Genomic DNA, 26555 nt, shown 5'->3' with positions numbered 1-26555 from the left:
TTTTATAAAGGTGGTAATTTTTTCAATGGAATATTCGCCGATTCGGTTTAGTCCTTTTATCGTAGTTATGCTGTCCACTTTAATTCCTCTTGTTGGCAGCTATACATTTTTTGAGCTTTTTTTAGTCGGCCGCGGACAGCCCATCCGGATCCGGAAAATCCTGCTTGGCACCGCCATTTTAAGTATCGCCGTATGGTCAGCTGCTGCAACCAGCATCATCTCCATCAGCGGAAATCATTCATTCCATATTTGGAGGCTTGCAGGGGCTTTTGGAATATCAACTCTCTTTTCTTTTTTGTCTATATTTATATTTGCCAAAAAACCTTCAATGGCTATTGGCTATTTAACTTCTGGATTCATATTAGGATCAGGGCTTCTTTTTACACAATTTTTTCTTGAAAAAAGCCTGATCGATTTTTCAATTTCCCTACATGGCATCCATCTGTTCTGGATTATTGGCTCATGCTTCGCTTGCACGCTGTTGGCTGCTTTTATTTTTTATAAAACCTTGGCCAAAAATCTCGTCATTTTTAAGTATTGGCAGACACTATTGTTAAGTGCAGCCATGTTTATCATGAATTTTATAACATTAGCATTTTCTGCAGGTGCTGCCCATCCAGCCGTTTCCGGACCTGCTGTCGGGGAATCGAATGTTATCATCTTTATTTTATTTTCCATGTTTTTATTGGTAGGCGTCTTCTTGATGATTTCACAGATCAAGCAAAAGATGTGGGAGGAACAGGCGGAATGGAAGAACGTTCAGCTCCAATCCTTATTCCGGCAAAATCCGCATGGACTGATCATTTTCGATCGAAAAGGCACATTTGTCAGGGCAAATCCCGCCAGCCAGAGCATTACAGGCTATTCAGCTGATGAAATCAAAGGAAAGAGCTTTACATTTTTCATTTATCAGGAAGATACTGAGAAGGTTAAGAGGTATTTCAAAGAATCTCTTAATGGGGTCTGTCAAAATCTCGAAATCAAAAGCCGCCATAAGGATGGCCGAGAGTTATTATTAAAGGTTGAAACATTTCCTATTCTACATAATGAAGCGATCGTCGGAATCTACTGCCTTATTGAAGATCGGACCAATGTCTTTCAATTGGAAACGAATTTAAGAGAAAAAGAAGAGCATTACCGCCTTGTTTCAGAAAATACGAGTGATTTGGTAAGTGTCATGACCAACAAAGGAAAGATTGAATTCGCCTCCCCTTCCCACAAAAAAATTCTGGGCTATGATGGGGAATTCTTTATCGGGCAGCAAATCAATCATTTTATCCATCCTGACGATTTTCAACTGCTCCTATCCAACTATCGCTTGATGATGCGCACAACGGAGCCGGTTGTCGTCCATTATCGATTGAAACACCGGGATGGACATTATATTCCGACAGAATCATATGCTGTGCCTATTCTAGATCAGAAGAAAAAACTGATTAAAATGCTCGTTTCCTCCAGGGACGTTACGGAGAGAATGAGGCATCAAGAAGAACTGCAGGACAGCGAGTCCAAATATCGAATCATTGCGGAATATTCCTATGATTTGATCAGGGTAATCGATCCTGCCGGAATTGTTCAATATGCCTCCCCTTCCCATGAAGTGGTATTAGGCTATTCACAAGATGAAATCATTGGTTCGACTTTCGACCAATCGATTCACCCGGAGGACAGGAAAGAAATCACTTCCCGTTTTCAGCAAAACCTCCAGAATATCAAAAGAGAGATTTTGGAGTATCGCCTGATCTGTAAAAATGGTGAAATGATATGGGTCGAAGCCCATTCTACCCCTGTTTTTGATCAAACTGGAGCGTTTCGCCATTTTGTAGTGGTATCAAGGAATATTTCGGAAAGAAAGCTGTACGAATCCCAGCTGGAGCAGCTTGCATTCTACGATTTATTGACAGATATTCCAAACCGCCGCTTATTTCAAGGGGAATTCCAAACGCTTCTTTCAAGAGCAGCTCAATCCGATACGATGTTGGGGCTAATGCTTATTGACTGCGACCGGTTTAAATGGGTGAATGATACATTCGGACATGATACAGGGGATGCCCTGCTGAGGGAATTTGTCCTTAGAATCAAAGAACACTTGTTGGATAGCTATATTTTTGCAAGGCTTGGCGGTGATGAATTCGCCATATTGATTCCTGATTCCAGCAAAGGTGATATCGACTTCTTCGCAGAGAAAATCATCGAGGACCTTCAATCTCCGTGGAACATCAACGGGCATGAATTCATCACGACCTCTTCCATCGGAGTCTCTTGTTCTCCAAACGATGGAGATACGATGGATTTGTTGATGGCACATGCTGATCAAGCGCTTTACCATGCAAAGGAATTAGGCAGGAATAATTATCAATGGTATTCAAAGGAAATGGAGCGGAAAATGTCCCGCTCCCTCTTGATTGAAAATGGGTTGAAGACAGCCTTGAAGCACCATCGCTTCCATCTTGTTTTTCAGCCGCAGATTCATATGCTGGACGAAGAGATGACCGGAGTGGAAGTGCTGCTGCGCTATGAGCACCCAGAGCTTGGCACCATCTCTCCGATGGAATTCATCCCGCTTTGTGAACAAACGGGAATCATCGACGAAGTCACACACTGGATTTTAACGGAAGCCGTTTTCTATCAATTAGAATGGAAGGGAAAACAATACCCGCCAGTTAAAATGGCCATCAACATTTCGCCATTGACCATCGAGAAAAAAGGTTTTGTTCAGTATGTCAAAGATTTAATGGAAAAAACAGGCGTCGATCCTACCCTGTTCGAATTCGAGATCACAGAGGATGCTTTTATGAATTTCACTGAAGAAGTAAAAAATCATATGCTTGAATTGCAGCATTTGGGAATCCGAATTGCTTTGGATGATTTCGGATCAGGCTACTCTTCCCTCAAGCAGCTGAAGGATCTTCCAATCGATAAAATCAAGATTGACCGAACTTTCATTCAGAATGTCCCTGCTATTGAGCGTGATCAGGCCATCATTGAGAGTATTCTTGATTTGACGTCGAGATTGAACAATGAAATCATATGTGAAGGCGTTGAAACGAAGGAGCAGGTAGATTATTTGGTAACGCAGAATTGTCTTTATGCTCAAGGGTATTATTACAGCAAGCCGGTAAATTCAGCGGAATTAGAGGAACGTTGGTTTAAAAAAATGCAAAGAATTGGGTCATAATATAGAAAACTGCACGGAGAATTCCCTCCCGTGCAGTTTTTTAATAATAAATTTTAGTTATGTTAGTTTGTTCCTTGCAGATCCTGCACTTGATTTCAAGGTGCCTGCCGTTTTTTTCTGCATAAATTTCGGTATGGCCATCCGGGCAGGTCATCCCTGCATGATTTAGGTATAAGTCAAGCTGCTTGAGTGTCAGGTAGCGTTCTTCGCTGCAGGAGAGACAGGAAAATAAGACTCTCCCGGTTCCTTCTAACAAGGTATTCCTTCTTCCACCGCAAAATGGACAGGTATCCCAAGTAGACAAATAATCCTGAAGGGAAATTCGCTTCTTCCATCCTTTTTGAAGGGTGTTTGTTTTGATGGTTTTCACTTTGCATTTATGGAGGTCCATCATTTCAATGAACGTCCTTACCGCATCCTTAGACCAAAGTCTTGCAAAGGGAATGGCATTTTTTCCGGTCAGCCCTCCCCCGCTCCAGATCACTTTTCGATCGATGATGATGAAAGGGATCTGGTAGTCCGTTTCAATTTCCTGAAAGGAGGATAAAGGCGTCGTGCTTGGATCCATGGTGATAATTCTTACTTTAAGGGCTGTCCCTTTGCTTGAGAGCTCGTCCCATATGTTGTTCCTTAGCACATTCGGGTGTGAAATTGAGATAATAATCTCCTTTTCTGCCCGTTGTAAATCTTTAATGATTCCTGCCCATTGGTATCCGTCCATCCATATCAATCTTTTATTTGATGATTGGAAATGGAGGCTGCTTACATCTTTTAAACTGCCTTCCACTGAGTAGTGGCTCGCCAGTTTTCTTACCGGCTGCTGCACATTGAATTTTTTCTTAATGAACCGATCATTTCCGAACATAATGAATTTTCCTCTGGAGCGAGTGACTGCGACATTCACCATCCGCAGGCTGTTTTCATTCGTCAATAGTCTTCCGGCATTAGAATGGCTGTCCGTATCAACCAGGTCAAATAGGATCATATCTTTCTCAGAACCCTGAAATTTATGAACGGTCGCTGAGGATAGTCCTTCCTCTTCCCCTTCAAAAATGTGATCGATCAGACTTTGAACCAGTTTTGCCTGGGCCCTGTATGGGGAAATGAATCCAATCGAATGAAGGCCATCAGACTTAGCATTGATCATCAATTGCACGGCAGCAAGTGCTGAATAAAAATGAAATCGGGAAAAGGAGCTCCCTTCCCTGCCGCCATATTGCGAGGCAGCTTCCATGTTAAGAAATAGGGCAGCTTCATTCGGGAAAGGAGCTTTTTCTACAATGGAAGCCCTCGATTCAATGGTGCTTGGATGGTCAAATACCTGATTCTGATAAACATGGCGATTCGTAAAAGAAGAAATCGCCGGATGCATACGCCGCTGTTCCTTCAGCATAAACAACTGGGGATGATGTTCTCCCTCTGTTTCTAATATTGAAGCAACTCCTGCATGATGAAAAATATCCTCCTGCAGCCACTTCGTCGTCATCGGATGCTTCGAAATGGCTACCGGTGGAAGCTGCATGAAGTCCCCGCACACAGCAATCCGTTTCCCCAGGGTGGAAGCAAATGCTAGCTGCGGGACATAGGCCATACTGGCTTCATCGATGATGACCAGGTCGAATGATTCTAGATAAATAGCTGGATCTGCAGCAGCTTTGGAAAGCGTGCTTCCAATCATCCTGGCTTCTTTTACGAGCTCTTTTTCTTTTTCCTTGAATTCATTTTTCATTGCAGCGGGAGTCTGATTGGATGGAAGTGAAAAATGATCCCGATTGATTTCGGGATAGCATTCTTCCGTCCACTTCATCGAACTTAAGAACGGATACTTCTTCACTGCATCCGAACCTGACATTCCATATCGAAGCACCTTCCCATCCTTCCATTTCCTATTGGCAATCAAATAGCGGGTGATCTCTTCCATCAATACATCCAAAGCAGCATTGCTGTGGGACAGGATGAGCACCCTTTTTCCTTTGATCAATTTTCTGGCCGCCAAACGTGCCAAAGTATAGGTCTTTCCAGTTCCGGGAGGTCCCCAGATGAAGGTGGCTGGATTATATTTGGTCCTTAGATACAACTCGTGGATGTTATTCTTTATTTTTTCAACCGGATGTTTTGTTTCTTTTGAAGGTTTCATCAGGTGTTGAATTTTGGATCGTTTCCGTTTATCCTCTTTTGCCTCTTCCAGCCTTTTAGACAACTCCAGCAGCAGCTGCCAGGTTTCAGTTGAAATCCATGCTTCTTTGAATGATTCCATGATCAAATCCGAAATGGAAAGGAGTATTTCTCTCCCAGTATTGGAAATGATCAGTGCCTGGTAGCTCTCACCGTTTATCTCGATAGCGACAGAAGCACCATCAGGTAGAGGCAATTCACCATTTGTGGTGCAAGTAAAGTATCTAGTGTTTTTTACCCGGTGAACGCAAGTCCCTTTCTGGATGCGGAATTTCGCTCCGCCATTTTTTTTAAGCTGGGCAGCTTCATATTTTAAGGCAAATTGCCATTGGTCGATCATCTTGTTTATACTCATTGCCAAACTCCTTTTTCCTGCCATAAAAACAAGCACGATTTCTACCTTACTAATAGAAGGTAGTGTCGTCAAGTTTTCAATGAATCAAAAAAAGCAGGATAGCTCACTCCTGCTTTCTTACCCTTTTCTTTTCGTCGAAATCGTTGTGACGGGGTTGATCTGGATACAGCGGCAGGAACTGAAATCCCCAACCGAAAAACAGCTCCCTACAATGATGGAATTGGCCGTATGACTGTTCTGATAGACAGGCCCGAAGTTAATGTTGGCATTGTTTGACATACTCCCTACTTCGAATCGGCCGATATTAATGATCTGGGAAAACATTTTGTCCACACCCTTTTTAATAGAGTATGCAGACAAGGCCGGACAGGGGTGTGTGTTTGTCCATACAAAAAGGAAGGAATTCCGCAGCGGAATCCTTCCTTTTTGTCTACGTTCAGCTCCAGCACCTAGCCCCTCGAGTCATAAGCCGTCCCACTACGGAAATCAGGATTTCCTTCGAGTTACGTCTTATGCTGGTCGGGGTTGACCAAGGCGATTGCGCTTTTGTCATTATCCGTTTACTTCAGGTTCCCCATCAGGTTTGCGGGTTTTGACTTTCTTTTCTTTATTTTTTGGTTTTGGCTTGATATAAAGACCCAGTTCTTTTCTTTCCCAATTCAACGCTTTGTAGAGCGAAATCATCATCAATATCATAATGAAGGAGAACGGGAAAGCTGCCACAATGAGGGCATTCTGCAAGGCCTGAAGTCCTCCGCTGTATAAAAGGATTAACGCAACGGCTGACTGTGCAATTCCCCAAGTCAATTTGACTGAGTTAGGTGGTGTAAGAGAACCGTATGTTGTCTGCATTCCAAGAACGAATGTTGCAGAATCGGCAGATGTGATAAAGAACGTACCGATCAAAATGATTGCCACAATCGATAGAACGATTGAAATTGGGTAATGGTTAAAGACAGCGAATAATACCTCTTCAGTTGCATTTTTAGTTAAGTCAGCTGCTCCTGATTGCTGAACATCAATCGCTGCGGTTCCGAAGACTGCGAACCAAAGGAAACTTACAATGGAAGGCAAAATCAAAACGCCTATTAGGAATTCACGAATTGTACGGCCTTTAGAGACGCGTGCAATAAATATTCCGACGAATGGAGACCATGAAATCCACCATGCCCAATAGAAAATAGTCCACCCGTTGATCCATTCGCGATGTGCAGCATTCAACGGAGCGATTCTGAAGCTCATTTGAACGATATTTTGAATATATGAACCAAGTGTATCGGTGAATAAGTTAAGTATGAGCAATGTCGGGCCGACAATCAGCATTAGAATCAATAGTGCTGAAGCAAGAACCATGTTGGCATTACTTAAATATTTGATTCCTTTGCTTAATCCGGACCATGCTGAAATCATGAATAATACCGTTACAATGGCTACGATAATCAACTGGACGGTAAAGTTTTTCGGTATTCCGAATAAGTAAGAAAGTCCGCCGTTAATCTGTACAGCACCAAATCCCAGAGTCGTCGCGACCCCTACGACTGTTGCGAATACAGCGATAACATCCACGAGCACACCGAGTTTGCCTCTTGAATATTTTCCTAGAAGCGGCTCTAAAGTAGCACTAATTAATCCTGGTTTATCTTTTCTGAATTTGAAATATGCCAGCGCCAAAGCGACTACAGCGTAAATTCCCCATGCATGCAGGCCCCAATGGAAGAATGTGTAGCGCATAGCATCCTTTAATGCCTGGTCTGTCCCCGGTTTAGCAAGCGGAGGGCTGGAGGCAAAGTGTGAAATCGGTTCTGCTGCTCCCCAGAATACGAGGCCGATCCCCATCCCGGCACTGAATAGCATGGCAAACCATGTTCCAGTTGAATATTCGGGACGATCCTCTGGCTTTCCTAGACGGATGGAGCCCATCGGACTGATGATAAAGAATAGACAGAATACGACGATCACGGTAACGAGAATTAAGTAGTACCACCCAAAAGAGGATGTAATGAATGATTGGATATTGGCTGTAACAGTTTCAAAGCTTTTCGGTGCAGCCACACCGTAGATTACAGAAGCAAGTACGATTGCAACTGTAATCCAGAAAACATTCGATATTTTTTTCATAAAATACTCCTTTCAAGATAATTTTTTGTAGTGGGGAATGAAAAGATAATGACAACAGGTATATATTCCCCTTTTTTCTAATAAAAAAACCACGTTTTCAACCATAACAAAAAAAAGAACCAGAATTCAAAGGATTTACCTCAATCTAGTTCTTTTTGCCTACGTATAAAAAATTTTCAAAAAAATTAAAACCTGAATTCATTGAATACCGGTGGACGGATTCTGATGAATTCAGGTTTTAGTTGGGACCTTGATAGATTTTAGCAAAATAAAGGACTTCTTTTACATATCGCTGGCTATGATTATAGGCGAACACTGCTTTTGAGATCTCACCATCTGCTGCACCGTTTTTGGCTAAATAATTGGCAGCGCTGTAAATGGCATCTTCAACGTCCCACGGATCGGCTTTGCCATCACCATTGGCGTCGACTCCGTATCCACCATATTTCTTGATGACTTCCGGATTTGTTTTATCCTTATCAGGAATGTTCCCTTTGCCAAGACCGCTGCAGGTAGGATACGACCATCCAACAAATGTACAGGGCATGAATTGCATAGGGCCTTCCGCTCCCACTGATGAGACCATATTGTTCATGGAAGAAAATTTGGTTTCAACCCGATGGTGCGCGGCAAGCAGAGTCCATGGGATTCCGTATTCCTTCGCTGCTGCTTTATAGATCGGGATATAATCTGGAGGTATTTCCTTTTTTGCCTGGTTGGAAACAAATTGATTGAGCTGCTTCACGGACTTGTCCGGCCCGTAAATTAAAAGATGCAGGCTGAAAAGGATGACTGGGATCAGCAGTATATGTATGATGCGAATTTTTCGCTTTTTTCGTTTTGGTTTCTTATTGAATGCCATCGAGCAAAAGCCCTTTCTATTGGTGGATCTGTTCATGAATTGGCAATAGAGTATAGAATTATTGCACTTTTTTAATTATAGTCCAAAATAGTGCGATTTTAAAAGGGGATATCCGCCAGAAATGGAGAATTAAAGCGTTTGTAATCGTATTGTAAAAAAGGAGGACCAAAATTTGGCCCTCCTTTTTGATTTATTCTATTTCCAATAGTCAAACAGTCCGCCATTCGCCCCGAAAACTGGATCTTTTTCTGGCAGCGGAACATCTTCTATGTTGGATTTCGCTTGTTCATGTTCGTGGTTTTCGGATTTAAGCAGGTCCGCTTTTTGTCCTTTTGGATAGGCGCCAACGACGTGAAAATCACTGCTGGCCTCCAATTTTTTATGGCCAACTCCTGCTGGGATGATGATGACATCCCCTTTTTCTACGGTCAGCACTTTTCCGTTTTCACCGCCCATCTGCACGACTGCAGATCCTCCTGCGACACCAAGAACCTCATGTGCCGTGCTATGGAAATGGTGATATGGATACACGCCGTTTACCCATACCCCATCCCATCCATTTGATTCAAACAATTCTCCGCAGGCTTCGGCTGTATTCTTGCCGCCTAACCCATTTTTATAAATGAGCAATGGCCATTTAGGATGGTTGGGGGTTTCTCCATCATCTGTAAAGTGGTAATGATCAATCATATAAAGGTGCGCCTCCTTAAAGAAAATATTAGAATGGCCCAGCATATTCGCCAGGCCATAAAGTACATATTAAAGTCTTGTTTGTATTATCCCAGGGCTTCGATGAAAGCTTTGGCTGTGGATGCACTTGACTGCGGGTTTTGTCCTGTGATGAAATTGCCGTCTGCTACCACATAGTCAGAGTAGGCAGGTCCTTTTTCGAATTTCGCACCTTGTTCTCTCAGTTTGGATTCGAGCAGGAATGGCATGGCCTTTTCCAAGCCTGTCTGCTGTTCTTCTTCATTGGTGAAGCCTGTCATATTCTTTCCATCAACGAGCCATTTGCCATTTGATAATTTAGTCCCTGTAAATCCTGCAGGACCGTGGCATACAGCTCCGATTACTTTATTATTTTCAGCGAAGTGTGCGAGCGTTTCAGACAGCTCCCTGCTGTCAGGAAGGTCAAACATCGTGCCATGGCCGCCAGGCAGGAATATGCCATTGAAGTCGTGGGTATTCACTCCTCCAAGGATTTCGGTGTTTTCCAGTTTAGAAATGGCTTCGTCCCACTCAGATGGCTGCTCTTCTTCGAGGCTGTTTGGGTCTAATGGGATCCTTCCTCCTTCGGGACTGGCTACCTTAATCTCATAGCCTTTATTTTTGAAGGCCACATACGGTTCGGCAAATTCAGACAGCCATAGGCCGGTTTCATGTTCGTCATCAATTTTGCTTGAATTCGTCAATACCATTAATACTTTTTTCAAAACAATCCCTCCAAAATCTATAATGATCTCCATTTAGTATTTATCCGAAAGTCCTTCTAAATAAACACAGAAATAGAAATACACAAAAAGAACCCCGCCTCACATTGGCAGGGTCCGTTTGGATTATTCCACTGTAACAGAAAGTTTCTTTACTTTTAAAGATGGAGATCCGATATATCCTGGAGAGACGGAGAAAGCAAAATCCAGGTCGCTTCCTACTTCCTCTATATCCTTCAGGAGGTCAAAGAAATTTCCGGCAATGGTCATTTGATTGACCGCTGATTTAATTTCACCATCAACAATCCGGTACCCGTAGGCTGCCACAGAGAAATCCCCAGATACGGCATTAGCCCCAGAGTGCAATCCGGATAGACCGGTTATCACAACCCCTTCTTCAATGGATGAAACGAGATCTTCATACGATGTTTGAGAAGGTGTGATATACAAATTGGAAGGAGCGACCGTCAACGCACCTTTATAGGAATCTTTGTAGGCGTGGCCAGTTGATTCCATCCCTTCTTTTTGGGCGGTCTTGCGATTGTGGAGGAGTGATGTCAATTTTCCTTTTTCAATCAAGTTTAACGGCTTTGACGCCACACCCTCGCCATCAAATGTCCGGCTGAAGACGCCTGTTTTGAGGAAAGGATCATCCACGACATCCAGGATGGACGAAGCAATTGATTCCCCTACTTTGTTTTTTAACTGGGACATTCCTTTTTGAGCTTCTTCGGCTGAAAAAATGGAGGCAAAGGTACCGAATAAACTTGCGGCTGCAGTGTTTCTTAATACTATCGGATATTTTTTATTCGGAATCGATACCGCTTTTAAATAGGAAACAGCTTCCTCCACGGCCTCTTTTGCAATTTTTGCAGGGTCTAATTCTCTCATGTCTTTTGAGAAAACAAGTTTTTCACCGGTTTTGGTGATCCCATTTTCTTTCACAACGACTGAGACATATAAGATGAGATCATTGAGCTTCTCCTGTAGGGAAAGCCCTTTATTATTAAAAAGCGCCCGTTCTTTTTCCTGTACCTGCATGGTGAAATAATCTGTACTGTCCACTCTAGGATCGGCTTCATAGATGCAGCGGTCCAATTCCTTGAGGAAATCCAATTTTTCTTCGACTGAAGTTTCTTTTAATCTGGCAGAATAAAAATTTCCTTCCTCATAAAATGAACTGCCTGAAAAAATCTCTTCAGGGGTGTCCTCTTCCATGATTCCGGCGTTTTCCTTTGCACTATTCAATAAGAAATCAATCGAATCTTCATCGAGTTTTTCAGTGTAGGCATAACCCATATTCCCGTTATATAATCCTCGGAAAGACAGCCCCATCTCAACTGATGTTGAATAGGAATCAATCTCTCCTTTATAAATATCACTGGCAAAATTCTCTGCTTTTTCATAATAGATTTCCATATCGGAAAATCCGTAGGTTTCCCCTTTATTCAGAAGTTCTTTTTGAAATTCCTGCAGATTCATCTTAATTGCCCTCCTTGCTTCCGCCGACTGTCATTTCACTGACGCGGATCATAGGCTGCCCCACATTTACCGGGATGCTGCCGCTTAAAGATCCACACATTCCTGCTCCATGGCCCAGGTTGTTTCCGACCATGTCCACCAATTGGAGTGTTTTCGGACCATTTCCGATCAATGTGGCACCTTTGACTGGCTTAGTGATTTTTCCGTTTTCAATCATGTAGGCTTCCATAACAGCAAAGTTGTAGTCGCCGGTTGTCGGATTTACCTGCCCTCCGCCCATATACTTCGTATAAATTCCGTGTTCAGTATTACTGATGATTTCTTCCGGAGTGGATGCTCCCGGTGCAATGTATGTATTTGTCATTCTGGATGTCGGAGCGAAGCGATAGTTTTGGCGGCGGCCAGATCCGGTCGATTCCATTTTCATGCGGCGCGAGTTGAATTTATCTATCAAGTAGCCTTTTAATATACCATTTTCGATGAGGACATTTTTACGACCCTGCTCCCCTTCGTCGTCAATGGATGTGGATCCCCACTCATTTTCAATTGTGGCATCATCAATATAGGTGACAATATCCGAAGCCACTTTTTCCCCTATGCGATTGGCGAAAACCGAGTTATTTTTCGCCACGGCTGTCGCTTCCAATCCATGACCACAAGCCTCATGGAAAATGACCCCTCCAAATTCGTTGTCGATGACCACTGGGAATTTTCCACTCGGACATGCCTCTGCACCGAGCATCGTTACCGCGATCCTCGCCGCTTCTTTTGCATAATGCTCCAGGTTAAGGTTTTCAATGAATTCAAATCCTTTGCAAGCTCCTGGACCATAGAATCCCGGCTGCATTTTGCTTCCGTCCGATGCAATGGCTTGTATGGCCATTCGGCTTCTCGTCCTTGTATCCTCAGTAAAAGTGCCTTCAGAATTGGCAATGAGGACATTTTGCTCCTCATCAAAATATCTGACCGTGACCTGCTGGATTTTTTCATCATAGCTCTTGGCAATTTCATTGGCTTTTCTCATTACAGCCACTTTTCTAGTGTTTTGTACGCTTGTCGGCGGAATGGCAATCAGATGTGGAGATTGATAGATTCTCTTTTCCAGTGGAAGACGGGTGATCATACTTCCTCCTTTTACAGCCTGTGCCACGTTCCTTGCTGCCTGCAAAAGACCATCCCTCGAAGAATCGTTTGTATAAGCATAGTAGCTCTCAAAGCCTTTGAAAATACGGATGCCAATCCCGTAGTCTCTTCCCGATAAGCTTTTTTCCACTTTCCCGGTTTGCATTGTAATGGTATTTGTCAAGCGATCTTCTACGAAGATTTCTGAAAAGTCCCCGCCAGTGCTGAGGGCCTCAGAAAGGACATCTTCAATCAATGCTTTATTCAGCATAGTCTACCTCCTGAGAAATCTTATTTTGGAGAAAATTACAATAATTTATCTCTACGTTGATTATACATGAACGCTATTCCTTTTATAACCATGTATAGGAATGATTTCTAATCGGTCTTGAGGCGGAGTTGAGAAAAAATTATCCCCCTGTACGGAGGATTTTTAAAAGTTGTCCTTAGAAAGCTGTCATGCAGACAGGACGTTTCAAATTGGAAAAGACCGTTTGGATATGGTGGATGCTCTCTGGTTTTGAAATCGAAAGTTTGCCATATTGATAGAGCTTCGCAGGTGAAACGGCTCCCATAATCATGGAAGAAAAATCAGCGATATCGATTTCCATAGTAAAGCCACACTCTTCTCCCTCATTTTCCTTTAGGGAGAGAATATGATTCTGATTTGAAAGAATCCATTCTTTTTCACCAGTAAGATAAAAGGAGTCGTGGATGAAAAGTTTACAAGTAAAATCAGCTGCAGGATTCGACTCCATCCCGATTATGTTTATAAGGACAGCAGGATCAACGGCCCGATACATAATTCCAGCGCCGGATTTATTTGTTTCATGATAGACGCTTGGGATTAAATGATCCGTCCCGTTCCGCGGGTCGTCAAATATCATATGGAAACTTTCATCCTGCGTGTTGATGATGATGCGCTCGAATTGATCGTCCTGTGAATGAAGAAACGTCGAAAACTGTTTGAATGCTTCTGGTGTTTCATAAATCCATTCTTTGATAATCAGGTGATTTTTGATGAAGTTCATTTCACTTGCTTTCATATAGTGAAATTGAAGATAGCCTTCCAACTTTCCGTTATTTCTGCAGCCAATCATTTTCATTTCGGGATTTTGAAACATCCGAAGTAGCTCTGCTTCTGTTTTGTTCATCATTCCGTGGGTGTTCTTAACTTTACGGTCATAGCATTTCTTAATTTCCTCTTTATCGGATGCATCAAGGAAAAACAGCCCGCTTTTTTCTTTGAAGTTAGGGAAGGCTCTTGGAACAACTGAATATTGATCCATTTTCGTTCCGATGCCAAACCCCATTTTTTTATAAAAATCAGGACGAAATGGATACAGACTAAGAAGGGTAATCCCTTTTTCCTTAAAATGATGGATAAAATACTGGATTATTTCTTTGGCGATTTTTTCTTTTTTGTGGAGTAAATCAATACTAACAAATCCGACACCCCCTGTTTGAATCATATTCCCATGAAAGTTCATTACATATTGGTGCAGCCGCATCCCCCCGACAAGTTTGCCGTTTTTCCAAACACCCATCAGCTCAATGGAAGGATCTTCAGTCTGTGCTTTTTGCAGTGATTCCGCTAATTTTTTCTTTGCTTCAAGCCCGCCGCTCATCATTCCTGGATAGGCATTCACGGCAATCTCGACAAATGCGCCGATTTCTTCCTCTTTTAACAGCCTGATATCTGCCATAAAGTCACCACCTCTAATAAAATAGACTACCTAGTTTATATTATATGAAACCATTAATTTTTTGGCAATTTAATCTTTTCAATCAATTTGTAGATTCTCCCCGTTTATGTTTATGGTAAAATGGAAGAAAAATACTTGCTATGTATTGGGAGAGTAATTGACATGATTAGAAGATTGACAGAAGCTGACCATGAGAAAGTGATGGAATTGGTGCTGCCGAAAGCAGCGGAGAATTTATTTATCATCGGGGATATTGAAGCATATGGATATGAACAGGATTTTCAGACCTTATGGGGCGATTTTGATAATGAAGGCACCCTAAGAGGCATTCTATTGAAATATCAGCAGAACTATATTCCTTTTGCGGAAGATGTACAAGCATTTGATGCATTTGGTTTTGCCAAACTCATCGGGGAGGATGAAGGTGCGGAAATGGTATCGGGTCTTGAAGCCATCCTTGAACGGGTTAGGCCATTCCTCCCTTGGAATTCTCTGAACGAACGGAAATTCTATTATGCAAAATGTACGCGTGCGGAAAATGTCCCTTCCGACATGGGCTTGGTCAAACAAGCTCAACCAGCCGATGCTGAAAGGATCATGGATCTGTATAAGCAAATAGAAGAATTCAATAGCGCGGAAACGGCTGAACAAAAACGGAGGAACATGGAAAAAGGAACAGCCAGGTCTTTTTATATTGAAATGGATGGGGAAATGATTTCAGCTGCATCAACTGCTGCTGAAAATTCACAATCAGCGATGGTTGTCGGTGTATGTACTCTCCCTTCCTACACGAAAAAAGGTTATGGGTCCATGTGTGTCAGCAAGGTTTGCCAGGTGCTGCTGGCTGAAGGAAAAGAACTTTGCCTCTTCTACGATAACCCGGCTGCCGGAAGCATTTATAAGCGAATCGGGTTTAAGGATATCGGATTCTGGACCATGTATAAGCGGAATCGGGATTAGAAAGGAGCGCGATACAATATGGGTGATGCCAACCAAATCGTTGTAGCTGTAAAAGGAATCATCATACATGAAGGAAAATTCTTGATTGTTCAGCGCTCTCTTCATGATTCTGGAGGAGGAACGTGGGAATTCCCGGGCGGCAAGCTGGATTTTGGGGAACAGCTTGAAATGGCACTGGCAAGGGAGATTCAAGAAGAAACCGGACTTGCTGTACGCGTGAAACACATTCTTTATGCCACTTCTTTTTTTACACACGCTCACAGGCAAGTGGTGATCAATACGTATTTATGTACAGCTGATCATCGCGATGTCATGCTTTCCTTTGAACATTCAGATCATAGATGGGTCGATTTTGCTGAAGCTCAGAACTACCTTCCTGAAAATATCAAGAAAGATTTTGAGCGCTATCATGTAGCGGATATGCCTGAATTTTTACATATGTAAATGAAAACCCGGACTCATATTGCGTCCGGGTTTTCTTTTATTTAAAGATAAGAAAGTATAAAAAATCAGAGTGAATCTCTGGCCAGCTCCAGCGCCCAGCCCCTCGAGTCATAAGCCGCACCTCTACGAAAATCAGGATTTCCTTCGAGTTCCGTCTTATGCTGGTCGGGGCTTTTCAGGGCGTTTGCGCTTCTCTTATGATACCTTAAAAGCATTGTGCGGCAAAATCGCATGGACGCCCTTGACCCCATTGACGATTTGAGTGATATGCAGATCAACGGCGGTGCTTGCCAACGTGACCGCTTCCGTTTTAGTCACTTCATATTTCTGTTGAATGAATTGCACCATTTCATTCAATGCCATGATGGTCGCTTCGTTCAGGTCCTCATGGAATCCGAATGTCATCCATCCTTTTGGGGTATCCGCCAGTGGTCCATTCAGCTGCATATCCACGGCTTCAATCTTCAGTACGACAGAATCCATGGGACATTCAATAGCCTGGCCTGAAACCTCCCCATCCCCTTGCTTTGCGTGGCCATCGCCTACAGAAAATAATGCTCCTTCGACGAACACGGGCAAATAAAGTGTACTGCCTTCTGCAAGTTCTTTGCAGTCGATATTGCCGCCGAAACGATCAGGCGGAATCGTCGGATGAACTCCCGGCTCTTCAGGCGCAACGGCCATGACCCCCATAAATGGTTCTAGGTCTACAGTGAATGACCTTTCTCCTATGCGGGTTTTACCAGTCATATGGTCCCGGTCGATTTCCCAATCCAATGTTGTTTCTTCCATTTGGTCTACTCCAAGGATACTGCTGTGCCAGCTTTGATTGCCCCCAGCGCAGTTCCATCCATAATGGGCAGGGGTGATCTGGTCAATCTGAATCTTTAAAGCCATTCCTGGTTTCGCTTCTTGAATGTAAATAGGACCGATCATCGGATGTCCCCACTCCTGCTCTTTTAGACGGGAGTGAAAATTCGTCCTCTGCCCTTGCGTATCATTGTAGCCCCATCCGATATCCGGCGTCATGCATTCTATGGAATCCCCGGATTGGATTGTTAAGATAGGTTCATAGTCTTTCGAAAAAGACGCATGAAGATGTTCATTCTTTAACACAATTTTATGTAAAGCCACCACAAGACCCCCCTCAATCAACTACAATCTATCAGACCACAAATTCTGAAAAATGACAATATGTTAAAGTTGTCCTGAGGAAAAAGTGACAGTCACGCCCCGGTTTTTGTCGAAAAAAAGAGGCCCGCCAATTGGCGGACCAGAAAGATTTATAGTTTAATAGGGGGGAACTAAACTAAATGGATTATTTTAAAACCTTGACTTTAACTGTTCTTACTCCCCAGTCCATCGCTTGATCCTTGGATGGGAATAAGATATCGATGCGGTTGCCTTTGATGGCGCCGCCCGTATCGGCTGCAGTTGCATAACCATAGCCTTCTACGAATACTTTAGAACCAAGCGGAATGACACTAGGATCTACAGAGATTACCTTGGCATTCGGGTTATCTTTTACATTCATCCCGGTAGCGGTAATTCCTGAACATCCTTCACAATCAGCTGTATAGCCTGTTGCTTTAACAGTTAGTTCTTTCGCAACATTGCTGTCTTCACTGGAAGCAGCTTCTGCTTTTGCAGGCGCAGCTTTTTCAGTGTTTGCTGGTTGTGAGCTTGGTGCTGCTGCTGTTGCAGCCGTCTCTTTTGCAGGTGCTGCTGGTTTTGCTTCTTCCTTAGGTGCTTCTGTCTTTTGTTGGACTGGAGCGGATGAAGCCTTATCGTTTAAGTAAATGACTAAGCTTTGGCCAGGCTTGATCAAGTCAGATGAAAGTTTATTCCATTCTTTCACTTGATCCACTGTGACGCCGTACTCATTGGCGATGCCCCATAGCGTATCTCCTTCGCCAACAGAATAATGTTCCAATGGGGAAACCGTCAATTCTTGATCAGGATATATGATATCGGAACCTAAGTTGTTCCACTTTTTTAGATTTTCAACGGTTGTACCGTAATGTTTTGATATACCCCAAAGTGTGTCTCCCTTGTTTACTTCATATTCTTGTGCGGAAGCAGTTCCAGCCATTGCTCCTGTGAATACTGCGGCTGTCGCCAACGCTACGATAGATTTTTTCATTGAAGTATCCTCCTTTTCGTCAGCACGTTTTTGCTAACAGGAAAAAGACTAACACATGAAAATGACAAGAAAATAACAAAATAATGTTCATTTGGTTACATTCGCATTACATATACAGTTGTTCCCATTAGTGGAAATTCCACTGATATAAATAGGTGGTTTTTCTACTATTCTTTTACATTAGGGGTTTATTTTACCTTATTAATTTTAATCAATATTTAAGAAAAATAATGGACAGAGGAGAATTTAATGGTATAATTTTGACAGTTTGCATAATTATGGGTGTGATTTGGAGGGGTTGGAGTGAGTTATTATAGAAGAGTTTTGATTAAATTGAGCGGCGGCGCTTTGGGGAACGACACTGGAGAAAACTTTGCGCAGGAAAAATTAGAGCACATCGCACAAGAAGTGATGAGCATTGTGAATCTTGGCGTGGAAGTATCGATTGTCATCGGCGGCGGGAATATCTTCAGGGGAAATCTTGCTGAACAATGGGGCATAGATCGTGTGGAAGCCGACAATATAGGAACGATGGGAACCATCATTAACAGCCTGATGCTCAGGGGTGTCTTGAAATCGAAGACTGATAAGGAAATTCGCGTGATGACATCCATCCCGGTCCCTTCTGTTGCGGAACCGTATATCCGGTTAAAAGCACTTGAACATTTGAAAAAAGGATATGTCATCATCTTCGGAGGCGGCAACGGCCAGCCTTTTGTCACCACGGACTATCCAAGCGTGCAGCGTGCCATAGAGATGAACTGCGATGCCATCCTTGTTGCCAAGCAAGGGGTTGATGGAGTGTACGATATGGATCCCAAAAAACATCTGGATGCGAAAATGTATCAAACATTGAACTACGATGATGTCGTCAAAAATAACATCAGAGTCATGGATCAATCCGCCCTCCTCCTTGCACGCGACTACAGCCTGCCTGTCCATATTTTTAACTTTGATAAGGCGGGCGTGATGAAGAATATCTGTCTCGGTGGAAAAAACGGAACGGAATTATCATCCCAAAAGTCCAGCTGGATGGAGAAGGAAGTTGAATAGTCCTGTAGAGCTGGCGCTTCAGTTTGAAAAGATGACGGATGAAACTGCAAGTGGCGCACTTGATATCATTATCCAAGGGTTGAAAGAGTACTTCGATCCTTTTGATATCAAATATAATGAGGATTTAGTCCATTTTAGACAATTTTATATGGAATCCCCCGAAAAATATCAAATGTATATCGGCAAATTAAATGGGGAAATCGTTTGTACGGGTGCCCTTACGATCGAAGATAAAAATACTGTTCGGATTCAACGGCTTTCCGTGCAGGTAGAATTTCGTAAAATGGGATTTGGAGCCGTCATGATTATGTTCCTTGAAAGCATTGCCGCTGAACAAGGATTCCATAAAATCGTTCTCGAAACCAACCGGGATTGGGAAAAAGCGATCCGGCTTTATCAGCGGGCACTATATATAGAAGAAACTCGTTCAGAAGAACAGGTTCATTTTTATAAAGTGTTGGATTACAACTGACTTGCAGCCGCACGTTCATCCTATTTCCTACTAAAAAAGAGCATCCTCTTAGATTTGAGGATGCTCTTTCTGTTTTAAATCTTATAGTGTCAAAATAATCGGTTTGTCTTTTGTGATGACGATGGTATGTTCGAGCTGCGCCACCAGGCTCCCGTCTGGAGTTTTATACGTCCAGCCGTCGCTTGCTTGGATGACCTCGTCTGCTCCCATTGAGATGAATGGTTCAAAGGCGATGACGGTTCCTTCTTTGAAAAGCGCATTATCCCATGGATCAAAGTAATTGAGGATATGGTCTGGTGCTTCATGAAGGGATTTGCCGATTCCGTGGCCGGTCAGGTTCATGATGACATTGAAGCCATTTTTTCTTGCTTCGTTCGTAACCGCTTTTCCGATCCCGTTGCGTTTGGATCCAGCTTTGGCTTTTTCCAATCCTTTCTGAAAGGCGCTTTCGGCACATTGGCAAAGTCTTTCAAGCTCCGGATTGCCTCCTCCCACCACGAAGGATATACCGGTATCCGCATAGAATCCATCTTTCGAACCGGAAACGTCGATGTTTACTAAATCGCCGTCTTGAATCACTCTGTCTCCTGGTATGCCATGGGCTACTTCATCATTCACACTGATGCAAGTGAAGCCGGGGAAGTCGTATTCGCCTTTTGGACCGGAGATGGCTCCAGCCTCTTCGAACATCCTTCCTGCTATCTCATCAAGTTCCTTGGTTGTGATGCCTGGTTTTGTATTACTTTTCATTTCTTCTCGAATAGAGGAAACAATTTTTCCGATTTCCTTGAGTTTTTCTAATTCTTGTTCTGTTTGTACAATCATCGAATCTTCCTTTATTAAGAATTTATCACATTTATTATTTTATATAATATATTCCCTTTGCACAAATCAAGTGCACCGCATAAGAAAAGCGCAAGCGCTTCGAACAGCCCCGACCAGCATAAGACAGAACTCGAAGGAATTCCTGATTTCCGTAGAGGTACGGCTTCTGACTCGAGGGGCTAGGCGCTGGAGCTGGAGAGAAAAACACTCACAGAATTATTATGCTTTCTTATCTAAAATACAAAAGAGGCGGAATTTCCGCCTCTTTTACACTTTTATCGCCTTTACGATTAATCGGTTTTTGCTTGAGTACATAGGAGTACAAGTGATCAAGGTCAATTCCGATTTTTTTGAAGGGTTTAAGACTGAAACTTCTGTTGGCTTCACCACAAATTTTTTATATACTTTGTAGCGATATGTTCCCTTCTTTGTTTGAATGGTTATCATGTCGCCATTTTTCAGCTCATCCAATCGGTTGAAGAATTGTCCATATGTGTAGCTTCTGTGCCCGGCAAGTGCCATATTGCTGCCTTGATCAGGAAGTGAGGTGTCCGGGAACCAGCCGACAGCATATTTCAGATCCTTTGCGTCTACACCTTTTACGATATAGGCGGATAAATCGATTTTATCTATTGTGATTTTTCCAATTGCCGTACTTGGCAGAGAAACGGCAGATTTTGTTTGCTTAGCAGTTTTATCATGCTGTTTATCATCCTGTTTGTCATTAGCTGCTTCAACTGTTGGCTGCTGCTTCGGTAAATCTGGTTCACCTTCTGCATAAGCTGTATTAAGGTTGTTCCATTGATTTTCCAAATTCGCTTGAACAGTTTTTACTTGATAGTCCGAATAGATTGGAAAGGCAATGAATACCGCTCCGATGATGATCAGAAATAGTGCCAGCCATTTACTCATTGTGAAACGCCTCATTATTTTTAGATTTTTCCTAATGTTTTTCTAAAGAACAGGAACAATCCTGCGAAAAGGAACAAGGTACCCATTAAGATGAATGTTTTTCCATTCCAGACAGATCCCGTTTTAGGAAGCATCATTGAGCCGTTTGCAGCTGATGCCGTTAATGTTCCATTATTAACCATAGTGGAATTTGAATTGTTTGAACCAGATGTGCTGTTCGATGAAGGAGTTTTGGTAGATACTCCTTTTACTGCAGTTCCACCGGTTTGATTCGATCCATTATTAGCGGAAGTAAATATTGGTAAAACAAGTTCTGATTGCAGGGCTGATCCATTTGTTTCATTTGAAACGTCCCCTGCGCCACCTGCAGCTGAATAAATCATTGCACTTAGCATTTTGTGTTTATCTCCCGGCATAGCTTCTACCATTATAGTAAAATGGCAATCTTTTGATTCACCTGGTTTTAGATCTGGAAGCATAAATACTGGATTATGTTTATCGTTTAGTTTTATGTCTTTCCCTTTTAGGTGAAGGGCTTTATCAAGCATCAATTCCAGCATCGCGCCTTTTGATAGTTTATCCATTTTGTTTGTGGCCATGATGGTAATATCAATCTTATAATTTCCTTTGTCATCCAATGCGATGGCATTCGTTTTGATTTTCGCATCAATTTTACCTTTAGGCTCTTCTTTTGAAGGCAGTCCAGGTAAATAAAGATCACCTTTCATGCAAGTTTCATCCTTGCCATCCTCTAGATTCGCTGTGATCTTTGCGTTGATTGCTTTATGCTGAATTCCTGGAGAGGCTTTAACATTCATTGTCCATGTATATGTTTTCGTTTCGCCTGCCGCAAGATCTGGGAGGCTGATAACGAGATTGTTGTCGTTGTCCAGCTTGATGCCGTCTAATAGGTTGTCCAATAGGTGGATAGAATTATCAAGGTTTACCTCAAGTTGGACATCCGTTGCTGTTTTATCCATTTTATTAGTCGCTGTAACCGTCAGATCAAGTTTATATTCACCTTCTTCGTCCAGTGCGACAGCCTTGGCATCAACATTTGCACTGATGTGGCCTTTCCCTTGAATCTTGCCGCCTTCATCTTCTTTGTTTCCATCCTTATCACAATCTTCTTCTTTTCCATCATGATGTTCTTTGCTGTCGCCATCCTGTTTTGAATCAGTGTCTTCAGAAGATGTTTGGTTATCATTCGTAGTAACTTTTACAGTCGTGCTATCCCCCGAACTGCCATCGCCTTCTGAAGCAAATGCCATCGTTGGAACCATCATGATAAATAAAAGACTTAAAACCAGTGCAAACTTTTTCAAATAAAATCCTCCCCTGAAAATAATTGTCAGTTTGTGCGCACGGTATTTTCTTCCCAAAGTCCCGGGACCTTAAACCTATAGAAAGAAAATTTATTAGAAAAGTGGAAGCGCCTCGAACAGCCCCGACCAGCATAAGACGGAACTCGAAGGAAATCCTGATTTCCGTAGAGGTACGGCTTATGACTCGAGGGGCTAGGCGCTGGAACTGGACAAAATACCACTCTGAATTTTTATTTTATTTTTTCTGATAAAAGAAAAGCCACTCCACTTTTAAATAGTGAAATGGCTTTAAATATAGTGTCGGTGATAATCACTTCAACCCTTTATATTCTAAATAAACAGCATGTGTCACGAGGAAGTCTTCTACCCCGTGTTTTCCATCGGCGCCGCCAAGTCCGGATTTTCTCAGACCGGCATGGTAGCCCTGGATGGCTTCAAAGTTTTCACGATTGACGTAAGTCTCTCCATATTTCAGACCGTCGATGACCTGCATGGCCTCATGGATATTTTCTGTGTAGACGGATGAAGACAATCCATAATCTGAATCATTGGACATTTCGATGGCTTCTTCAAGTGTTCTATAGGTCATGATCGGAAGGACAGGCCCGAATATTTCCTCCTGAATGATTTCCATGTCTTGACGGACATTGGTTAAGATCGTAGGTTCATAAAAATATCCTTTATCAAAAGATGCACGCTGTCCGCCAGTTTCTATCTTCGCCCCTTGTGATACGGCTTTTTCCACCATTTCATGAACCGTCTTCAAACGGTCTTCACTGATCAGCGGCCCCATATCGGCATCGTGGTCTTCAGCAGGATTACCAAGCTTTGTATCTTTAAAGGCTTTGACTAGCTTCTGAATGAATTCATCAGCTATGGATTCATGGACATAGACTCTTTCGGCATTGTTGCACGCCTGTCCGGCATTGGTGATGCGAGATGTCTTGATATGTTTGACGGCAAGATCGATATCCGCGTTTTCGGTAACAATGGCAGGTGCTTTGCCGCCAAGCTCCAAGTTCACTTTGGCCATATTTTTTGAGGCTGCTTCCATGACTTTTTCTCCTGCCCCAACACTTCCGGTCATACTGATCATCCGGACTTTCGGATGCGAAGCAAGGACATTCCCGATCTCAGATCCTGTTCCGAGTACAATATTGACGACCCCTGCAGGGATGTCTGCTTCATCGATGATCTTGGCAAATTCCATCATGGTGTTCGGTGTTTGTTTACTTGGCTTTAATACAAGTGTACAGCCTGTGACCAGTGCTGTAGCAACTTTTCTGGCCAAAATGAAAACCGGGAAATTCCAAGGGACGATTCCTGCAACGACCCCGATCGGCTTTTTGAAAATCATGATATGTTCATTGGAACGGTCGCTTGGGACTATCTCTCCTTCGAGCCTTCTCGCCCATTCAGACATATAGTGAAAGTAATCGATAGCTGTATCGACTTCCCCTACCGCCTGTTCGTAGCTTTTCCCCTGCTCTTCCAGCAGGAGGCGAATGAAATCTTCCCTGCGTTCAGCAAGCTTGTCACCAAGTTTCCTCACAATCCTGCCTCTATCGATAGCGGGCTTATTCTCCCACTCCTTCAGCGCGTTATAGGCTGCTTCCACTGCTTTATTGGCATCCTCTTCCGTTCCATCAGGAATAGTGGAGATGACCTCTTCTGTGGAAGGATTAAGAATTTCAATGGTTTCATTTGATGTCGATTGCACGTATTGCCCGTTAATATAATGTTGATGTTTCTTCACTGTACCACTCCTCGCAAGAAATAAAATCTACTAATAGATGTTCCCTTGTGAGAAGCCCTTAAACATGTGCCGGCACATCAATCGATTCTTGGAAGATAGATATGGACTGTGGTCCCTTTCCCAAGTTCGCTTTCCACTTCGACTTTTCCTTGATGCTGCTCCACAATGTTGAAGCTTGTCATAAGACCGAGTCCTGTTCCTTTTTCCTTAGTGGAATAAAAAGGTTCACCAAGTTTATTCAAGCGGTCCGGCGGGATTCCGCAGCCATTGTCTTTTACATCGATGCAGACATATGATGGACCGCATTGAATGCTGATGACTACTTGACCGTGTTCTTCAATTGCATCGAGTCCATTTTGGATGATGTTGACGAATACCTGCTTTAAGGAATTGGAATCACCTTTTATCTTTGGATTTTGGACAGAAGGATAAAAGGTGATTTTTTTGTTTTTCATATTGGCTTCTGCTTCTAATAAATCGATCAAATCAGCTAATTGGTGATTGATTGCCAACGGCTCCGAACGCTCATGATGAGGCTTTGCCATCGCAAGGAATTCAGAGATGATGTTCTCCACCCTGTCCAGTTCATCCAGCACAATATTCACATATCTCTCATTCACTTTTTCAGCATCTTTAAAGAGCTGAACAAACCCTTTGATCGGCGTCAAAGGATTGCGGATTTCATGGGCGACTGCGGCTGCGAGCTGACCTACAACTGCCAGTTTTTCCGATCTTCTCAGCAATCTGTCCGTTTCGATCCGCTTATCGATATCCCTGGAAACGGAAATGAAATCCGGTTCACCATCCTCATCCTGGTTATCGACGATTTTAATAGTGGTTTCAAGCCAGACGTAGCTGCCATCGTTCCTTAATGCCCGGTAGGTTATTAAAACGGGCTTGGCATCCTTTAAGATCTGGTTATGGTATTTCTCAACGAACGATATATCGTCTGGATGAATATAATCATAAGGATTCTTGCCAATCATTTCGATCGGATCGTACCCTAGGGTGGTCGTCACTGACGGGGATATGTATAAATAAGTCCCATCACCCGCATGAAGATTGATGATATCGGAAGAATTTTCAGCAAGGAGACGGTATTTCTTTTCGCTCTCCCTCAATGATTGTCCAATTTTGATTTTATCCGTGATATCCTGAATCTGCCTCAGGAGGTACTTTTCATTCGAAGCGTCATCATGGATCAAGCTAACATTTAATATCCCGTATTTTATTTCATTGTTTTTGCATACATATCTTTTTTCAAAATGGTATCCTGACCTTTTGCCTTCATACATTTCCTGAAGGTAATTCCGGTCTTTTGTATAATCTTCAGGGTGTGTCACATCCTTGATCGTAAGAGTCTCCCACTCCTCGAGAGAGTAGCCGGTGAATTCAGCCAGAGCTTGGTTGACCCAAGTTTGTTTAAAATCCAGCGTACTTACCATTTGAGGGATTCTGGATTGAAAAAAGACTTCTTTAAAAATAGATGATATTGACATAGTTCCTCCGTTCACTTCATTGCAGCACTGCGATTATATACCGAACTAAAGTATTGATGTACTTATTTTATACGATTTTTGCCGAAATAAAAAGTAACAGAACAATGTAATTATTTTTAATGGATTTTTCGATGTGCTCCCTCTTCAATTCGAAGTTTAAATGGACAAACTTTAAGGAATAGTAAAAGGAGAAAAGTAATGGAAGGGGAATTATTAATGAGCGATCAAAATTTGCGTGAAGAAGTATTGGAAGTTTTAAAGGAAAATAAGGTAGGCACATTGGCTACTGTTCAAAACAATAAGCCGCACACGAGATATATGACATTCTTCAATGAGGATTTAACCCTTTATACGGCAACAGATAAAAACACGCACAAAGTAGAGGAAATCGAACGCAATTCAAACGTACATATCCTGATTGGGTATGATGGGGAAGGTGTCGGTGATGCCTACCTGGAAATCGAAGGAACGGCAGCGGTCAAGGACGATCAAGAGTTAAAGGATCAATTATGGAATGATCATATGAAACCTTGGTTTGATGGTCCGAATGATCCCAATTATATCATCCTTGAAATTCATCCATCAGCCATGACGTTGATGAATAAAAAAGATGAATCACCTAAAACATTAAAGCTATAACGGCTTCCCTATTGCCAGATGTTCCCGGCAATAGGGATTTTTTTAGGAAAATGAATGTGTATCATTTGGCTGGGGCATTAATTTCCTATAAGATATAAA

22 protein-coding genes are annotated in these 26555 nt (G+C 42.6%); 6 read left to right on the top strand and 16 right to left on the bottom strand.

What is annotated here, in order from left to right; translation table 11 throughout:
• The first annotated feature begins 25 nt into the window (after window positions 1–25).
• A complete protein-coding gene (locus tag ABTV07_RS10695; protein WP_433742258.1) occupies window positions 26–3178 on the top strand; it encodes a PAS domain S-box protein in 3153 nt (1050 codons plus the stop codon).
• A gap of 40 nt (window positions 3179–3218) precedes the next feature.
• Here the strand turns inward: ABTV07_RS10695 and ABTV07_RS10690 are convergent, their stop codons facing one another.
• From ABTV07_RS10690 to ABTV07_RS10650, 9 genes are all read right to left on the bottom strand, one after another.
• Entirely contained in the window at window positions 3219–5708 is a 2490-nt protein-coding gene (locus tag ABTV07_RS10690) for an AAA domain-containing protein (RefSeq protein WP_433742257.1), read from the bottom strand.
• A 117-nt stretch (window positions 5709–5825) separates the two neighbouring features.
• Window positions 5826–6032 (bottom strand): spore germination protein, encoded by a 207-nt coding sequence (locus ABTV07_RS10685; RefSeq protein WP_433742256.1) that lies wholly within the window; start codon window positions 6030–6032, stop codon window positions 5826–5828.
• Between the two features lie 228 nt (window positions 6033–6260).
• Window positions 6261–7826: a glycine betaine uptake BCCT transporter gene (locus ABTV07_RS10680; protein WP_433742255.1), complete on the bottom strand. Its 1566-nt coding sequence runs from the start codon at window positions 7824–7826 to the stop codon at window positions 6261–6263.
• Between the two features lie 238 nt (window positions 7827–8064).
• On the bottom strand, window positions 8065–8688 hold the full coding sequence (locus tag ABTV07_RS10675) for a lytic transglycosylase domain-containing protein (RefSeq protein ID WP_433742254.1): 624 nt from the start codon (window positions 8686–8688) through the stop codon (window positions 8065–8067).
• Window positions 8689–8883: 195 nt separating this feature from the next.
• Window positions 8884–9378, bottom strand: a complete 495-nt coding sequence (locus ABTV07_RS10670; RefSeq protein ID WP_433742253.1) for a cupin domain-containing protein — start codon at window positions 9376–9378, stop codon at window positions 8884–8886.
• An 86-nt stretch (window positions 9379–9464) separates the two neighbouring features.
• The gene (locus ABTV07_RS10665) at window positions 9465–10154 is read right to left on the bottom strand and encodes a type 1 glutamine amidotransferase domain-containing protein (protein ID WP_433742252.1); all 690 of its coding nucleotides are present in this window, start codon (window positions 10152–10154) and stop codon (window positions 9465–9467) included.
• Window positions 10155–10244: 90 nt separating this feature from the next.
• Window positions 10245–11600, bottom strand: a complete 1356-nt coding sequence (locus tag ABTV07_RS10660) for a TldD/PmbA family protein (protein WP_433742251.1) — start codon at window positions 11598–11600, stop codon at window positions 10245–10247.
• A 1-nt stretch (window position 11601) separates the two neighbouring features.
• On the bottom strand, window positions 11602–12993 hold the full coding sequence (locus ABTV07_RS10655; protein WP_433742250.1) for a TldD/PmbA family protein: 1392 nt from the start codon (window positions 12991–12993) through the stop codon (window positions 11602–11604).
• 175 nt (window positions 12994–13168) lie between these two features.
• Window positions 13169–14428 carry a GNAT family N-acetyltransferase gene (locus tag ABTV07_RS10650; protein WP_433742249.1) on the bottom strand — a complete coding sequence of 420 codons (1260 nt, stop codon included), beginning with the start codon at window positions 14426–14428 and terminating at the stop codon, window positions 13169–13171.
• A gap of 162 nt (window positions 14429–14590) precedes the next feature.
• Between ABTV07_RS10650 and ABTV07_RS10645 the strand changes: the two genes are divergently transcribed.
• Complete coding sequence (locus ABTV07_RS10645; RefSeq protein WP_433742248.1) at window positions 14591–15388, top strand: GNAT family N-acetyltransferase; 798 nt, start codon at window positions 14591–14593, stop codon at window positions 15386–15388.
• 18 nt (window positions 15389–15406) lie between these two features.
• On the top strand, window positions 15407–15832 hold the full coding sequence (locus ABTV07_RS10640; RefSeq protein WP_433742247.1) for an NUDIX hydrolase: 426 nt from the start codon (window positions 15407–15409) through the stop codon (window positions 15830–15832).
• 195 nt (window positions 15833–16027) lie between these two features.
• On the opposite strand, the gene ABTV07_RS10635 is transcribed toward ABTV07_RS10640, so the two are convergent.
• The gene (locus tag ABTV07_RS10635) at window positions 16028–16966 is read right to left on the bottom strand and encodes an acetamidase/formamidase family protein (protein ID WP_433742246.1); all 939 of its coding nucleotides are present in this window, start codon (window positions 16964–16966) and stop codon (window positions 16028–16030) included.
• A 184-nt stretch (window positions 16967–17150) separates the two neighbouring features.
• A complete protein-coding gene (locus ABTV07_RS10630; RefSeq protein WP_433742245.1) occupies window positions 17151–17975 on the bottom strand; it encodes a LysM peptidoglycan-binding domain-containing protein in 825 nt (274 codons plus the stop codon).
• Window positions 17976–18278: 303 nt separating this feature from the next.
• Between ABTV07_RS10630 and pyrH the strand changes: the two genes are divergently transcribed.
• Both pyrH and ABTV07_RS10620 read left to right on the top strand, forming a co-directional pair.
• On the top strand, window positions 18279–19028 hold the full coding sequence (gene pyrH / locus ABTV07_RS10625; RefSeq protein ID WP_433742244.1) for a UMP kinase: 750 nt from the start codon (window positions 18279–18281) through the stop codon (window positions 19026–19028).
• On the top strand, window positions 19021–19500 hold the full coding sequence (locus tag ABTV07_RS10620) for a GNAT family N-acetyltransferase (RefSeq protein WP_433742243.1): 480 nt from the start codon (window positions 19021–19023) through the stop codon (window positions 19498–19500). The genes pyrH and ABTV07_RS10620 overlap by 8 nt, the downstream gene beginning before the upstream one ends.
• 81 nt (window positions 19501–19581) lie before the next feature.
• On the opposite strand, the gene map is transcribed toward ABTV07_RS10620, so the two are convergent.
• From map to ABTV07_RS10595, 5 genes are all read right to left on the bottom strand, one after another.
• On the bottom strand, window positions 19582–20325 hold the full coding sequence (map, locus tag ABTV07_RS10615) for a type I methionyl aminopeptidase (protein ID WP_433742242.1): 744 nt from the start codon (window positions 20323–20325) through the stop codon (window positions 19582–19584).
• 267 nt (window positions 20326–20592) lie between these two features.
• Window positions 20593–21237: a class D sortase gene (locus ABTV07_RS10610; protein ID WP_433742241.1), complete on the bottom strand. Its 645-nt coding sequence runs from the start codon at window positions 21235–21237 to the stop codon at window positions 20593–20595.
• 20 nt (window positions 21238–21257) lie between these two features.
• Window positions 21258–22562: a hypothetical protein gene (locus ABTV07_RS10605; RefSeq protein WP_433742240.1), complete on the bottom strand. Its 1305-nt coding sequence runs from the start codon at window positions 22560–22562 to the stop codon at window positions 21258–21260.
• Between the two features lie 310 nt (window positions 22563–22872).
• A complete protein-coding gene (aldA, locus tag ABTV07_RS10600; RefSeq protein ID WP_433742239.1) occupies window positions 22873–24318 on the bottom strand; it encodes an aldehyde dehydrogenase in 1446 nt (481 codons plus the stop codon).
• A 77-nt stretch (window positions 24319–24395) separates the two neighbouring features.
• Window positions 24396–25817 carry a PAS domain-containing sensor histidine kinase gene (locus ABTV07_RS10595; protein WP_433742238.1) on the bottom strand — a complete coding sequence of 474 codons (1422 nt, stop codon included), beginning with the start codon at window positions 25815–25817 and terminating at the stop codon, window positions 24396–24398.
• A 216-nt stretch (window positions 25818–26033) separates the two neighbouring features.
• On the opposite strand from ABTV07_RS10595, the gene ABTV07_RS10590 reads away from it, so the two are divergent.
• Window positions 26034–26456 carry a pyridoxamine 5'-phosphate oxidase family protein gene (locus tag ABTV07_RS10590; RefSeq protein WP_433742237.1) on the top strand — a complete coding sequence of 141 codons (423 nt, stop codon included), beginning with the start codon at window positions 26034–26036 and terminating at the stop codon, window positions 26454–26456.
• The last annotated feature ends 99 nt before the right edge of the window (window positions 26457–26555 follow it).

This window comes from Falsibacillus pallidus (assembly GCF_050990905.1).
GTDB classification, from domain to species: Bacteria; Bacillota; Bacilli; order Bacillales; family DSM-25281; genus Falsibacillus; species Falsibacillus pallidus_A.
The sequence above is the reverse complement of the archived record's forward strand: the minus strand, read 5'-3'. Positions and strand labels throughout refer to the sequence as shown.

Bases quoted from the DNA above. Each gene is read 5' to 3' on its own strand.
- ABTV07_RS10695 (WP_433742258.1), top strand. From the start codon at position 26: ATGGAATATTCGCCGATTCGGTTTAGTCCTTTTATCGTAGTTATGCTG.
- ABTV07_RS10690 (WP_433742257.1), bottom strand. From the start codon at position 5,708: ATGAGTATAAACAAGATGATCGACCAATGGCAATTTGCCTTAAAATAT.
- ABTV07_RS10685 (WP_433742256.1), bottom strand. From the start codon at position 6,032: ATGTTTTCCCAGATCATTAATATCGGCCGATTCGAAGTAGGGAGTATG.
- ABTV07_RS10680 (WP_433742255.1), bottom strand. From the start codon at position 7,826: ATGAAAAAAATATCGAATGTTTTCTGGATTACAGTTGCAATCGTACTT.
- ABTV07_RS10675 (WP_433742254.1), bottom strand. From the start codon at position 8,688: ATGGCATTCAATAAGAAACCAAAACGAAAAAAGCGAAAAATTCGCATC.
- ABTV07_RS10670 (WP_433742253.1), bottom strand. From the start codon at position 9,378: ATGATTGATCATTACCACTTTACAGATGATGGAGAAACCCCCAACCAT.
- ABTV07_RS10665 (WP_433742252.1), bottom strand. From the start codon at position 10,154: ATGGAGATCATTATAGATTTTGGAGGGATTGTTTTGAAAAAAGTATTA.
- ABTV07_RS10660 (WP_433742251.1), bottom strand. From the start codon at position 11,600: ATGAATCTGCAGGAATTTCAAAAAGAACTTCTGAATAAAGGGGAAACC.
- ABTV07_RS10655 (WP_433742250.1), bottom strand. From the start codon at position 12,993: ATGCTGAATAAAGCATTGATTGAAGATGTCCTTTCTGAGGCCCTCAGC.
- ABTV07_RS10650 (WP_433742249.1), bottom strand. From the start codon at position 14,428: ATGGCAGATATCAGGCTGTTAAAAGAGGAAGAAATCGGCGCATTTGTC.
- ABTV07_RS10645 (WP_433742248.1), top strand. From the start codon at position 14,591: ATGATTAGAAGATTGACAGAAGCTGACCATGAGAAAGTGATGGAATTG.
- ABTV07_RS10640 (WP_433742247.1), top strand. From the start codon at position 15,407: ATGGGTGATGCCAACCAAATCGTTGTAGCTGTAAAAGGAATCATCATA.
- ABTV07_RS10630 (WP_433742245.1), bottom strand. From the start codon at position 17,975: ATGAAAAAATCTATCGTAGCGTTGGCGACAGCCGCAGTATTCACAGGA.
- map (WP_433742242.1), bottom strand. From the start codon at position 20,325: ATGATTGTACAAACAGAACAAGAATTAGAAAAACTCAAGGAAATCGGA.
- ABTV07_RS10610 (WP_433742241.1), bottom strand. From the start codon at position 21,237: ATGAGTAAATGGCTGGCACTATTTCTGATCATCATCGGAGCGGTATTC.
- ABTV07_RS10595 (WP_433742238.1), bottom strand. From the start codon at position 25,817: ATGTCAATATCATCTATTTTTAAAGAAGTCTTTTTTCAATCCAGAATC.
- ABTV07_RS10590 (WP_433742237.1), top strand. From the start codon at position 26,034: ATGAGCGATCAAAATTTGCGTGAAGAAGTATTGGAAGTTTTAAAGGAA.